Below are 13,112 nucleotides of genomic sequence, written 5' to 3' on the forward strand. Positions count from 1 at the left end.
GGAGGACTAGCCGCCCCACTTGGCGGCTTCGGCCGTGTCCCGCGCGAACATGGCCAGGGTGTTGTTCTCGTGCGTGCTGGCCATCGCCTGGTAGGAACGCACCAACGCCTCCATGGCCTGGTTCCACTGGGCCTGCCACACCTGGTAGGTCATACCGGTGTCACCCTGCCAGGCGTTCTGCAGTGCTGCCTGCTCGGTGGCGATGTCGGCGCCGAGCCCCTGCATCGTGCCGGCGTAGCCCGACATGTCGGCGGCGTGGCTCAGCATCGCCGGGTAGTTGTACATAATCTGCGACATCTCAAGTCCTTTCGCGGTTACTAGTGGTCAGCTCAGAACGAGGTGTAGCCGGAGGCGGCGGCGGCATCAGCGGCCACGTAGGTGCCCGCTGCGTCGCCGAGGTTGGCCTGAGCGATGTCGAGCAGGGTGTTGACCCGTGCGGCCATTTCCACAAACCGGGCGTGCGCGGCCTGGAATGCGGCCGAGGACTCACCTTGGTGGAACGCCTGGGCGGACATCGCTTCCTGCTCGGCGCTCTGGATCGTGCTGCGCATCAGGGCCGCCTTGGCGCTGAACGCCGACTGCGAGGCCACCAACTGTGGAATGTGTGCATCCAGAAGACTCACAACGTTTCCTTTCTCTTCTGTCCCTTATGATTTCGGCTGTTGGCTGACATGTTGCTAACTTTTGGAGCCCCCTCCCCCCGCTTCATCGGGCTCGCCCGGGCCCGCGCCGTTCTGGTCCCAGGTTCTCGGCACCATGGGCATCCGCGGGCCGCTGCCGTACTCATCGCCGGCCAGCTCGGTCAACCCCGACGCCTGCAGATCCGCTTCTTTGCGCGCGGTTCCGGCAAACCCCAGCCGCCCGGCTCCACTTCCCGAAGCCATCGCCGCCCCCACGAGCTCCTGTTCATCGGCGCCGCCCCAGTCGGGGTCGACATCGACGTTCATGTCGAGGAATTCGTCGCCGTGGTCACGCATTGCGGCCCGCCTGCGCCGCCGCGCCGCGGCCGCCCGGCCCGGCACCGCCGCGGCGGCCGCCGGGATGGTCGCGGCCGGCGCCTTGATCCCGCCGCGGCCACCCAGGGTGGGGCCGAAGCCGGATTCCGGATCGCCGCCCATGGCCACCAGGTAGCCGAAAGTCCCAGCGACCGGCGCGGGTGCCGGTGCGGGGGCCGCACCGGCCGCCGAGGCCGGCGCGGACGCCGGAGCCGAGGCGGGCGACGGTGCCGGCGGCGCCATGGCTGCCACCGGCGGCATCGAGGGAGCCTGGGACGCCGACGCCGGTGGGACCACCGCGGGCACCAGATCATCCGGTAGATCGCCGAGACCTTGCAGATAAAAGTAGGCGCCGATGCCGATGACCAGGGGGATCAGGAATGGTGCGGTCAAGATCGCGCCCCAGGTGGGCCAGCCGAGCAGGTTGGTGACCAGCTGGTAAGCGAGGAAGAACAGCAATGGGCCATTGGCCACCAGGAACGGCCCCAAATTCTGCATGAACTGCTGAATCATGTCGGACAGGTTCTGGAAGAACTGCTGCAGCTGCCTGAGCAGGTTGTCCCACCAGTTGCCGGAATCGGAGTCGTTGGCGGCCAGCGTGGAGAAATTGTTGGTTTCGCCACCGGGCCGCAGCACGTTGGGCGCGGGGCCCGTTTGCGGCGCCGCCGCCAGGGCCGCGTCGGACACGACCTGATAGGTGCTCATCGTGGTCGCGGCCTGGATCCACATCCGCGCGTAGTCGGCCTCGTTGACCGCAATCGGAATCGTGTTGATCCCAAAGAAATTCGTCCCCACCAGCACCCCGTGAATGGTGTGGTTGGCGGCCAGCTCCCCCAGGGTGGGCATGGCCGCCAGGGCGCCGGTATAGGCGGCCGCCGCGACCTCATGCTGGGCGGCCACGCCCGCGCTGTCGGCACTGGCCTGCATCAGCCACGCCAGATACGGGACGTGCGCGGCCGCATACTGCGCGGCGCTCGGCCCTTCCCACGCCCCCGCTTGTACCTGCCCCAGTAGCCCACTGAGTTCGGCTGCCGCATTGGCATATTCGGTGCTGAGCGAGGTCCACGCGCCGGCGGCCGCCAACAGCGGCCCCGGTCCCGGACCAGCGGTCAGCAACGCCGAATGCACCTCCGGCGGAGCAGCCATCCAGATAGGCGCAGTCATTGTCAGACGCCGCCCACTCCGTACGTAGCGGCGGCCGCGGTGTCACCCACGAGATAGCTTGCGCCACCTTCTCCCACACCGACACCGGCGCGGCCCAGCTCCTCGACGCCCTCGGCAGCCACCACCGAGTGCATCTGGCCCTGGGCGCTGAATCCGGCGGCGGTCGTCAGCGACACCGGATCCGCCGCGGGCGGCACCACTGCGGTGATCGCCGGAGCGGCCGCCGCATGCGCACTCGCCAGCCGCGCCGTCAACGCCTCCACCGCCGCACTCGTCGCCGCCAGGCCTTCAGGAACAACTCGCAACGTCACAATGACTCCTTTTGTTGCGCTTCACTAGATCACCATCAGCGGGCGAAACCTTCGTCGGCTCCCCCTACAACAGACTCGCCAACCAACGGGTTGACCAACTGCACATACGTCGGGCTTTCGTTGTCTCCCAACAGGATTGCCCGTCCGGCAGGCAACCGGCCAAACCGTTGACCACGGATCTTCCCGCTGTCCTGCGGGTTGCCCGCCATCATCAACGTGGTCGCCTGCAAGTCGTTGAATCGGCGCAGCAACGGGCTTGTCATCAGGGCGTGCCCCGACCCCGTCGCCCGTGCCGTCACGATCACCCTCAGCCCCAGATCGGCGGCCTGACTCAGCTCCGGGATGAGGCTGGTCCATGGCCGCTGTCCAAGGTAGGGGCCACTCGTCGCCGGCGTATCCGGAATCTGGTCGACGTCATCGATGATCAGGTAGTGAGTCTGGCCCTCGTAACTCCACCGGGCCAACTCCGCCGCCGACAGGCCGGCCGGCGGGCGCCGCGATCCGATGATGTTGGACAGCCCGAGCATCGCGGGGATGATCCGGTCGATGTTGGCGGTGTATTCGTTGTCGCCGAAGAGCGGTTCGTCGACGAGATGCAGCCGCCGATCCAGCACCGTGAACGCCACCTGGTCCGGCGTGGAGTGCTCGCGGATGGTGCGAATGATGTGGCGCAGCAGCGTGGTCTTGCCCGCCTTGCTGTCGCCGAACACCATCAGCAGCGGGTTTTCCGAGAAGTCGAGCACGACCGGCGCCAGGTCCTCTTCGCGCTGGCCGATGACGACCTGTTCGGGTCCGCGATACAGCGGCCCGAGGGCATCGGCTGCCAGGTTGGCCGGCAGCAGCCGAACCGGAGGTGCGGCCACGCCCGGGTAGCGGGCATTGATCGCGGCCACCTGATCCAGCTGCGGAGCCGCGAACAGGAAGTGCTCGGCGGCCATGGTCAACCCGCGACCCGGCTGGTCGGCCGGCACCGCGTCCGCCGGGCGGCGCAGCGCCCCGACCACCCGCACATTGCTGTCCCGAGCATCATGCAGCTTGAGCTCGAGGCGCAGCCCGAGGCCGTCGCGCATTGCCAACGGCACCTCAAGCCAACTCGGGGTGGTGACGATCACGTGGATGCCGTACGCGAGGCCGACGTTGACGAGCTCAGTCACCTTGCCCAACAACGGGTTACGCGTGTTGAACTGGTCTGTGTTGTCCCTCGCGAAGGCGTAGAGGTTGTCGATCACCAGGAAGACCTCGCCGAAGCCGTCGTCGTGAGTCGAACCGTGCTTGTCCCGGAACGCCTCGCGCTGCTGCCGGGAAACCAGCAGCTGCTCGAGCTCGCCGAAGGTGCGGCGAATGCGCTCGGGTTCCAGCGGCGACGCCACACTGCCGACGTGCGCCAGGTCTTCCAGCGCGCGCAGCTGCCCACCGCCGTAGTCCAGGCAGTAGAAGCTGACGTCGCGCGGCGAGTGCAGGCTGGCGGCGGACAGGATAAATGTCTGCAGCGCAGACGATTTACCGGACTTGGCACCGCCGTGAATCACCATGTTGCCGGACGCTGACGTGGCGTCGAACACCAGCGAGTCGCGGCGCATCTCGAACGGCTTGTCGATCTCACCGAGCGGCCAACGCCTTTGCCCTTCCGGCACACCGGCATTCGCCAGCACCGTCGTCAACGGGATCGGCTCGTCCAGCGGCGGCAGCCAGAGCCGCGGCGCATGCGGCCCGTAGCGGGCGAGCTGTTCGCCGATGGTGGCGATCAGCTTGCGCGGCGGTCCGACGAACTCGTCTTGATCCGCTCCGGTGATCACGGTGCCCTGATCGGGCTCCACCCGCCCGGCCGTGAACAGCTTCGGCTGCGGAATAGACTGCACCACAAGGGTCTTGGCGGTCTGCGGCGGCTCGTAGATGCCGTCGACGTAGGTGCTACGGAACTTGATCGGTGCGGCACCGGGAGCCGGGACCAGGAAGCCCACGCCCTTGTGCTCTTTACCCGATTCGATGTGGTAGGCGTCGTCTACGCCGATGATCTGGCGAGAAACGCTGGGACTGGCCACCTTCAGACCGATACGGTACGAGGTGTTCTTGTCGATGTCCTTGATCTTGCCGACATCCAGCGTCTGGGACGCGAACAGAATGTGGATGCGGAACGAGCGGCCCTTGCGCGCCACATAGTCGAACAGTTCCGCGTACTCCGGGTAATCCGCCAGCATCAGCGTGAACTCGTCGGCGACCACGAACAGCGTCGGGATCGGCGGCAGGTCGTGGCCGGCGGCGATGGCATTCTCGTATTCGACCACCGAGTTGAACGCACTGCCCTGAACCCGGCGGCCCGCCTCGCGCAGCAACGTCTCGCGTCGGGCAACCTCACCGCGCAGCGTGTCGGCGAACCGGTCGGCCAGCGATTTCTTCTCCGCCATGTTCGAGATCACCGCGACAACCTGGGGGAAGTCCCGGAAGCTGTCCGCGCCGGCCTCACCCTTGAAGTCGGCATAGATCACGATGAGCCGATCAGCCGAGTGAGTTGTTAACAGCGACAACAGAATCGACATCAAAGTCTGCGACTTGCCGGAACCGGTCATACCGATCATCAGGCCGTGCGGACCCATCCCGCCCTCGGCTTCGTCCTTGAGGTCGAAGTACAGCGGCTCACCGGTCGCGGTGACACCGATCGGCACCCGCAACTCGTCGTCGCGGCGACGCGGTCCCCACAGCGTCGGCACATCCAACTGCGACGCGTCCGGAACACCCAGCAGTGTCGTGAACGACGCGCCCCGGGTGGCCGCCGAGCGCAGCCCGGTGTGGGTGGGATTGGAATCCCAACGCGACAATTGCCGGGCCAGGTGCGCGGCCTCGTCGGCACCGAGGTGGTCGGCGTTGTCGATGAAGGGCTGCCAGCCGCCGGTCTGCCAGCGCGCAATCGCCCCGTCGGCCACCCGCAGAATCGGCTTTTCCGGGTCCGAATACTGTTCGCGGTTAGGCGATGTCGTGGTGCGATGTACGACGGTCACACCGGCCCGGCCGATCGCCAGCGCCGACGCGTTCACGTCGTAGTCGGGATCGTCGACGATGATCAGCAGGTGCCGCAACGCGTCGGACGGCCCCCCGGTGAACGCCGGCCGATCGGCCAGCGCGGGCCCCAGCAGCGAGACCAGCTCGTCGGGATTGTTGGACAGGAAGCGGGCCGGACCGACGCCGTCGAGTTCGCCGGGAATATCGATGTGCGGCAACCACTTCAGCCAGGACCAGTCGCGGTTCTCCGGATCCCGGGTGGCCAGCGCCACCCCCAGCACCGTCGGGTCGTGCCAGGTGACGGCCTGGGCGACCCAGGCGCGCAGCGCCCCTTGCACCTCGTCCGGTTCACCGAGGACCGTGATCCGCGAGACCTTGCTCAAGTCGATTCCGGTGGGCACGTCGCGGACGGTGCGCTGGGTGTCGAGCAGGCTGCGTAATGCGCTGTGCGACACCGGTTCCAGATCGATTTCGTCGGCGGCGTCGGCGACCCGCACCGGGGTGGCCAGGGGAACCTGGTGACGCCCGGCCCGCAACACCAAGAAGTCGGGGTCGTGCGGGTCACGCTCCCATTGGCGGCGCGATCCGGGCACCGTCGCCAGTGCGGCCGGCTCGGGATGCGACCATTGCGCGGCGGCGCGCTGCTGGGCGGCCTGGGTCCGGATGTTGTCCCGAACCACCGACAGGTAGCGCAGGTAGTCGGCGCGTTCGGCGTCGACCTCCTCGGTGCGCATCTTGTTGTCGTTGCCGCGATATAGCGCGGTTGCGGCCAGCAGCAACACAAATGGGAAGAACAGGGTCTGCGGGGAAATCACCCGCATTCCGGTGGCGACCAGCGCGACGATCATGCCGACGATCAGGATCACCAGCACGTAGGGCATGGCACGGCGCAGGAACGACGGCGGAATCACCCGGGGCAGCTCGGGGGGCGCCTCGATGGTGATGGCGCCCTGGCGGGTACTCGGCGGCGCCAGGCGCCGGCGGGCTTCGAAGATCAGTCGGCTCATCGGGGTCCTCCTTCGGCCGACACCGGACGTCCGGGCTTGCTGTCGGGCGCCAAACCGTCGTGTGCGAGTAACGCGTCGGCGCGCGATAGCGTCGGGCCCGTCGCGAACAGCGACAGTATCGACCAGGGAATAGGAACGGGGGGTTGGGTTAAACCAAGGGCCTCAACGGTTTTGCCGTGTCCGGCACCCTCGGCCTCGTTGTCGATGCCGTAACGCACACCGGTGTCGGACACCCAGAACAGCGAACCGGCGCCCGGCGAGGTCGCACCGCCACCGACGCTCTGCGCGAAGTAGCCGGTGCCCGGCGCCAGGGCGACTCGGGTGGCCACCCCTTGGGAGCCGCCACCGATCAGGTTCACGGTGCGAACCGCATCGGGCACCGGCAGTGCGGAGCCGGCCAACAGCCCCAGCGAGCTGCTTGCGGCCCCGGCCGGTTTGCTCCAGTACGCGCAGGCGACGGGGTTCTTGGCCGCGTCGACAAGGGCGACCTGGCGGTCGGGGAAGCGGGCGGTGTCCAGCATCCGCGACACCGGCAGCTTGGCCACCTCATCGGCACCGAGCCGCGGGGGCTGGTCCAGGCCATAGGAATTGGTGTTGCGCAGGACCGCGGCGAGCACCGGCGAGATCGGTTGCAGGCCATCCGGCAGCACCGCGTAGTAGCGCACGTTGCCGGGATCGACGCCATAGGACGTCACGACCGCGCCGATCGGTGCCGGGACCGAATAGTTGGCCGGGGCACCGGCATTCGCGATGCCGGGTGCGGTCAGCGCGGGCGCCTCGGGGATCGCGTTGAACAGCCCCGCCGCGATGGGCCGCGGTGTGGGCACGTCGGCACCCAGGCCCAGCGCGTTGGTGACGGCATGGTTGGCCAGGTCGATCTGGCTGCGCTTGCCATCCCATAGCAGCCAGGTGCTGGTGCCCTTATCGCCGGTGAACTCGACCAGGATCCCCTGGCCGGCCGCGACGGCCGCGGCACGACTGCCGCTGCTGTCGGGGGTGCCCGCGATCACGGTGACGCCGGTGCTGTGCACGGCGTGCGAGCCCGGGGCCCCCTCGCTGATCGCATCGCACACCGTCCAGTTCGCGTCATGAGATGCGTTCTGCACCATGCGTTCTGGCGCACCCGGTATGCCGATCAGATTTCCGCGTGGAAACCGGTCCAGCTCAGTGCTTTTCACCGTGGCGGGGTTGACCGGCTTGCCGGCGATGAGCCGGGCCGAGGTCAGGTTCAACACCGGGTGCAGTTCGTCGCCGATCCGCACATACAGTGCGGCCGTGTCCCGGTCGGCGAGCACCGCATTGCTGCCCGCCTGGCCGTTGGGCCGGATCAGCGAGAACACGAAGCAGCCGGCCAGGCCGGTGATCAGAATCAGGGCGCCCATCAGCACCGCGCGCGATTGGGTACGCAACGGGTCGACCAGCATCCTGGTGTCGTGCAACGCAATTCCGGAGGCGATGCGGCGCATCACGAAGCGCCAGCCGGTCACCTGGTGCCGGGTGACGAATCCGCGGCGGTAGACCACCTTGTCGGGATTGTCGTTGAGGGGCGTACGCGAGGAGAACGAACGTCGTTCGTCGGCAGGCTCCGGGTTGGTCATGACGGCACCGAGAGCCCCAGGCCGCGCAGCAGCGGCTCTACCGAATTACTGACATCTCGGTCGGTGATCGTCATCAGCTCCTCATCGGTGAACGCACCGGTTCCCGCCTGTTCTGAATGGTCCAACCGGAATTCGCGCTCCTCCTCGGCGCGCTCGACAATGTTTCGGACAAAGCGGCCGTTACCCGCGATGTCGAGGCTGCGCCGTTCGACCCCATTGGAGTCGGGTGTCGTGGCCGTCGCCAACTTCTCGAACAGGGCATCCATGTGCTCGAGCGCGGATTGCTCGAAGATGCTGTCGCGCTGTTCGGCCATCTTGTGGGCGATCTCCACCAACTCGTGCGAGTTGTACGACGGGAAGGTGATGTTGCGGGTGAACCGCGACCGAAGACCCTCGTTGGTGTCCAGGAACTTGTCCAGATCCGCCCGGTAGCCGGCGATGATCACCACCAGCCGGTCGCGGTCGTTTTCCATCCGGGCCAGCAGCGTGTCGATGGCCACCAGCCCGAAGTCGTTCTTGGCGCCCGTGGCCACCAGCGCGTAGGCCTCGTCGAGGAACAACACCCCGTCCAGCGCGCTGTCGATGATCGCGTTGGTCTTGGCTTCGGTCTCGCCGATGTGCTGACCGATCAGGTCGGCGCGGTGCACCTCGCGGATGTTCTCCCGCTTCAAAAGGCCGAGACCGCAATAGATTTTGGCGACCACACGGGCAATCGTGGTCTTACCGGTCCCGGGCGGTCCGGCGAACACCAGGTGGTGCGCGCGTTGGGCCACCTGGAGCCCCCGCTGCTTACGCACCAGCTCCATGGCCACCGAACTCTTGAGCCGCGCTACCTGGTTCTTGACCTCGTCGAGCCCGATGAACTCGGCGAGCTGGCGCTCGGCCTCGTGCAGCAGCACGGACTTGCGTTCATGCGCAGCGGGATCGACGAAGTCCTCCGCGCTGGGTTCGGTTTCCGGATCCCACGGATCGGTGCGGGCCTCGATGCGGGCCGCGTTGGTGGTCACGATCCCGAAACTGGTGTCGGTCAGGGCCTGTTCGACCTGTTCGTTCTCGGGGTGTGCCGCATACAGGTCCTGCAGGACCTCGCTGGCCGACTCTTCGTCGACGTGCACGCGCAGCACGAGCGCCTTGGCCAGCGTCCCGTCGACGGTGGCCACCTCGACCGGGCCTTCGGGTTCCTCGAGGTAGGACAGCGCGGGGGCGAACAAGCCCAGCCGGGCCAGCGAGGTGCCCAGGGCGATCTTGGCCGCGTGCGAGTAGGCCTCGTCGAGATCGGAATCGTTGACGACCGGGGTCAGCAGCTTGACGACGTCGGACCACCGCTCGGCGCGATAGTTGATGACGACGGAGATCCAGCGCGCCTCACGCCAGCTGGGACGGCGCGCGCTGAGGCCGGTGACGATCTCGTCGGCCTCGGCAAACCGCCCGGCCGTTGCCAGTGCGGCCGCGAAGGCGAGATGAAACTCGTCCGGGTTGGTGGCGCGAAATTGTAGATAAAGCCCGCTGTCGTAGCGGAAGCCCAGGGCGCCCGGTGCCAGGTCGGCCTGCCGCTGCAGCACGCCCGAAGTGGCCGCGGTGCGCGACACCGCCTCGAGCACCCGGAAGGACGCATCGCCGGCGGCCGCTAACCCGGTCCACGCGTCGCACTGGTCATGGGCGATGCGCGTCAGCGCCGTGAAGCCCGAGCGAGCGGCGGCCAGATCGGCCGGACGCCGGCGTTGATCGACCGCGATACCCAGTGCCCGGCAGCACGTAGCAAACCGGCTGACGACGTCGCCGTCGACTCTGGTGTCCAGCCGAGAAGTGCCTGGCTGGACTGCGAGCACACCACTGTCACCGAGTTCCACGGCCGCTATTTTCCATGAAGATAGTCTCCCCTAACTTAATTTGCTGAAGTTAGCATTGCATAAGCTAAGTGTCGAGGCTCCCGGGGTCGCCCCCACGACCGCCAACCGGCCCCCTTTGGGGCCTCTAACCTCGGCGTTCTGCCCGATCACCGGCACACGGCTGCAGTTGTGGCGTTGGCCGCACTTCTCCCGGCGGCACAGCTTACTGAATATGGTTTTCACTATCAAAGCGTGCTCGGGGTGCCCGGTCCCCGACACCTTCGACGCCAGACCGGCGAAATCCACCGGGGTCCCCACCCCACGCGCAGACGTTTCGACGCGGCCCGCCGCAATCCCAGGGTTCGGCGCGGGTTCGCGGTTGTGGTCGTCGATCGCCGCATGCCGGCACGGGGGTGCGGCCATCCAAACCGGCGCGGTCACAGCAGCGACTCCTAACCGATCGGGTGGGGCGCAACGACCGCCTTGACGAAGAAGCGGCGCCGCGGAGCAGGCAGTTAGTAGTCGGCTGTCCGACCGGAAAAGTTCCCGCCGGCACCCGCTCTGATCCAGCGCAAGGACCTTTTCACGGCTGTCCGCCGTCGCCGGCCTGGTCGGGTTGCCAGGTGCCGGGCACCATCGGCAACGACGGTCCGCTCCCGAACTCGTCACCGTCCAGTGTCGCCAGTCCCGCCGGCGCAACGGCGCCCTTACCGACGGTGCCGGCAAAGCCCAGCGCACCCGCTCCCCGGTCGGAGGCTGCGATCGCTTCGTGCTCGTCGGCCAATCGGCCGGCCCCATCGTCGGAATCCAAGAATTCGTAGCGGTAGCCGGGCTGGCGGCCCCGCATGCCCGCACCCCGGCGCCGGCGGGCCCGCCGCTCGTGCTGCGCGGCCGCCGCGGCCGCCGCGGCGACCCCGGCCGAATCGGGCTCCGGCGCCTTGCGCTGTGCACCAGTGCTCATCCCCGAGCCGGTCCCAATCCCGGGGCCGCCCACCAGGTACGGGTAGGCGGCGCCCTCGATCCCGGCGGGCGGCGGAGGCCCTGCGGATGCGGGTGCCGCCGCGGGCGCGGTCGCCGGAGCCGCAGCCGGGGCTGCGGTGTGCGCCGGGGCGGCGTGCGCGCCCACCGAGTGAGCGCCGGCCGCCGCGTGCATGCCGGGCGGCTGCGGCAGTGGTGCGGGCACCAGCAGGGCCGGGGTCGCGGCCACTTGTGGCTGGATCGCGGCCAGCGAAGCCAGGCTCGCCAACGCTCCGGCGAAGCCGAGGGTGGAGGTCGCCACAATGATCGCGATCTGGGGGGCGAACGCTTGAAAGGCCTCCAGCGCGTGGCCGAGTTCGTCGGCGATCAGCGGGCCGATGTCGGCCAGCAGATGGGTGATCGCCCCGATCGGATCGGTCTGAAAGTCCTTCAAGTCACGGGCGAAAGTCTGGAATATCTCCAGGAATCGGTTGATCCACCAACTCAGTTGGTAGGGGTTACCGGAGTCGTCATCGACGATGTCGTCGTCGCCGCCGTCACCCTCGCCATCGCTGTCGTCGTCGGCGTGCATGATCACCGGCGCCGGATCGGCCTGCGGCGCGGCCACCAGCGCCGTGGCCGTGACGGCCTGATAGGTGGACATCGTGGTGGCGGCCTGGACCCACATCCGGGCGTAGTCGGCCTCGTTGACCGCGATCGGAATCGTGTTGATCCCAAAGAAATTCGTCGCCACCAGGGCGCCGTGGACGACGCGGTTGGCGGCCAGCTCGGGAAGCGTGGGCATTGCGGCCAATGCCGTGGTGTACGCGGCGGCCGCCGTCTCGTGCTGGGCCGCCATCGACGCGCTGTCGGCGCTGGCCTTCATCAGCCACGCCAGGTATGGCGCGTGCGCGGCGACATATTCCTCGGCGCTGGGCCCCTGCCACGCGCCGGCCTGAGTGTCCGCCAAGACCGCGGAGAGCTCGTCCGCGGTTTGCGCGTAGGAGGCAGTCAACGAGCTCCACGCGCCGCCGGCGGCCAACAAACCGCCGGGTCCCGGGCCGCTGCTCAGCAGGGCGGAATGGATCTCCGGGGGTGATGCCATCCAAATCGGTGCGATCATTTTCGCCCGCCGATCGCGCGCGGCAACGATAGCGCCATCCCAGCACTCCTCGCCTGGCCGAAATCGGCGACGTCCGGGCAGTGGACGGCATACGTATCAGCCCGTTAGTAGTCGGCAAGCAGTGCGCAAAAGTTCCCGCGCGCATTGACATCATCGAAAGCTCAGCGAAAGGGTGCGCCAAAGCGGCGCCACTGCAACGAGATCAGGCCCGAACGGCGCTGACCAGTGTGTTGCGGGCAATCATCGGCCCGGCTTCGGTCTCCGGCCCGGGGACCGGACGGCCGACCTCTCGCAAGTAGTCGGCCAACGGCGTGCCGACCGCGTTCCAGCCGTGCTGACCGAACCATTCGGTGGCCGGGGCGTGTTGCTCGTTGTAGACCAACTGGAAGAACACCCGCCCGTCGCCCTGTTCGGCGGCCGCACGCTCTTCGGCGACGGCGGCCTCAAATTCGTCGGGCTGCAGCGGCGCGCCGTCTTCGACGGCGACATGGCTTCCGTGGCCGGCCAATCCGTCGATGCCGGTGAACAGCTGCTCCTGGGCGGCGGCCGGCAGATAGATCAGCAGACCCTCGGCAATCCACGCCGACGGCTTGGCCGGGTCGAAGCCGCTGTCCCGCAAAGCTTGTGGCCAATCGTCGCGCAGATCGACGGCTATCTCCCGGCGCTCGGCGCGCGGCTGGTCGCCGTGACCGGCGAGCACCTCACGCTTGAAATCGAGGACCTGCGGACGGTCCAGCTCGAAGATCGTCGTCGCGGCGGGCCAGTCGAGCCGGTAGGCACGCGAGTCGAGCCCGGCGGCCAGCAGCACAACCTGGCGCACACCGGCGTCGGCGGCTCGCAGGAAGTACTCGTCGAAGTACTTCGTGCGAGCCGCCTGGAAGTTGACGAAGTGGTCGCCGAAGTCGGCGGTCTTGAGCGGGTGGTCGGGTTCGTTGCCGTCGAGCACGTCGGCCGACGGACCACCGACGGCGCGGCAGAAGACCTCCGCATCCGGGTCGACGGCCAGCGGGTTGGGCTTTTGCGCCTCCAATGCCCGCGCGGTGGCTACGAATAACGCGGTCGCGCCGACGCTTGTTGTGATGTCCCAGGTGTCACCTTCGCTACGCACTCAACCGACAGTACGCCGCCGCG

General features: G+C 67.9%; 9 protein-coding genes. All 9 read right to left on the reverse strand.

Features of this window, described 5'->3' with window-relative positions; all coding sequences use genetic code 11:
- Positions 1–6 precede the first annotated feature (6 nt).
- On the reverse strand, positions 7–297 hold the full coding sequence (locus G6N55_RS14910) for a WXG100 family type VII secretion target (RefSeq protein WP_025736523.1): 291 nt from the start codon (positions 295–297) through the stop codon (positions 7–9).
- Between the two features lie 32 nt (positions 298–329).
- Positions 330–623 carry a type VII secretion system protein EsxG gene (esxG, locus tag G6N55_RS14915; protein WP_085222556.1) on the reverse strand — a complete coding sequence of 98 codons (294 nt, stop codon included), beginning with the start codon at positions 621–623 and terminating at the stop codon, positions 330–332.
- A gap of 54 nt (positions 624–677) precedes the next feature.
- On the reverse strand, positions 678–2,159 hold the full coding sequence (locus G6N55_RS14920; RefSeq protein ID WP_085222555.1) for a PPE family protein: 1,482 nt from the start codon (positions 2,157–2,159) through the stop codon (positions 678–680).
- 2 nt (positions 2,160–2,161) lie between these two features.
- Positions 2,162–2,470, reverse strand: coding sequence for a PE family protein (locus G6N55_RS14925; RefSeq protein WP_085222554.1), 309 nt, complete (start codon positions 2,468–2,470; stop codon positions 2,162–2,164).
- 35 nt (positions 2,471–2,505) lie between these two features.
- The gene (eccCa, locus tag G6N55_RS14930; RefSeq protein ID WP_085222553.1) at positions 2,506–6,474 is read right to left on the reverse strand and encodes a type VII secretion protein EccCa; all 3,969 of its coding nucleotides are present in this window, start codon (positions 6,472–6,474) and stop codon (positions 2,506–2,508) included.
- Entirely contained in the window at positions 6,471–8,072 is a 1,602-nt protein-coding gene (eccB, locus tag G6N55_RS14935) for a type VII secretion protein EccB (RefSeq protein WP_085222552.1), read from the reverse strand. The genes eccCa and eccB overlap by 4 nt, the downstream gene beginning before the upstream one ends.
- Positions 8,069–9,922 (reverse strand): type VII secretion AAA-ATPase EccA, encoded by a 1,854-nt coding sequence (eccA, locus tag G6N55_RS14940; RefSeq protein ID WP_085222551.1) that lies wholly within the window; start codon positions 9,920–9,922, stop codon positions 8,069–8,071. Before eccA ends, eccB begins: the two co-directional genes overlap by 4 nt.
- A gap of 562 nt (positions 9,923–10,484) precedes the next feature.
- On the reverse strand, positions 10,485–11,981 hold the full coding sequence (locus G6N55_RS14945) for a PPE family protein (protein WP_085222550.1): 1,497 nt from the start codon (positions 11,979–11,981) through the stop codon (positions 10,485–10,487).
- 202 nt (positions 11,982–12,183) lie between these two features.
- On the reverse strand, positions 12,184–13,089 hold the full coding sequence (locus G6N55_RS14950; protein ID WP_085222549.1) for a class I SAM-dependent methyltransferase: 906 nt from the start codon (positions 13,087–13,089) through the stop codon (positions 12,184–12,186).
- Between the last annotated feature and the right edge of the window lie 23 nt (positions 13,090–13,112).

This window comes from Mycobacterium florentinum, assembly GCF_010730355.1.
Classification (GTDB): Bacteria; Actinomycetota; Actinomycetes; order Mycobacteriales; family Mycobacteriaceae; genus Mycobacterium; species Mycobacterium florentinum.

Bases quoted from the DNA above. Each gene is read 5' to 3' on its own strand.
- G6N55_RS14910 (WP_025736523.1), bottom strand. From the start codon at position 297: ATGTCGCAGATTATGTACAACTACCCGGCGATGCTGAGCCACGCCGCC.
- G6N55_RS14920 (WP_085222555.1), bottom strand. From the start codon at position 2,159: ATGACTGCGCCTATCTGGATGGCTGCTCCGCCGGAGGTGCATTCGGCG.
- eccCa (WP_085222553.1), bottom strand. From the start codon at position 6,474: ATGAGCCGACTGATCTTCGAAGCCCGCCGGCGCCTGGCGCCGCCGAGT.
- eccB (WP_085222552.1), bottom strand. From the start codon at position 8,072: ATGACCAACCCGGAGCCTGCCGACGAACGACGTTCGTTCTCCTCGCGT.
- G6N55_RS14945 (WP_085222550.1), bottom strand. From the start codon at position 11,981: ATGATCGCACCGATTTGGATGGCATCACCCCCGGAGATCCATTCCGCC.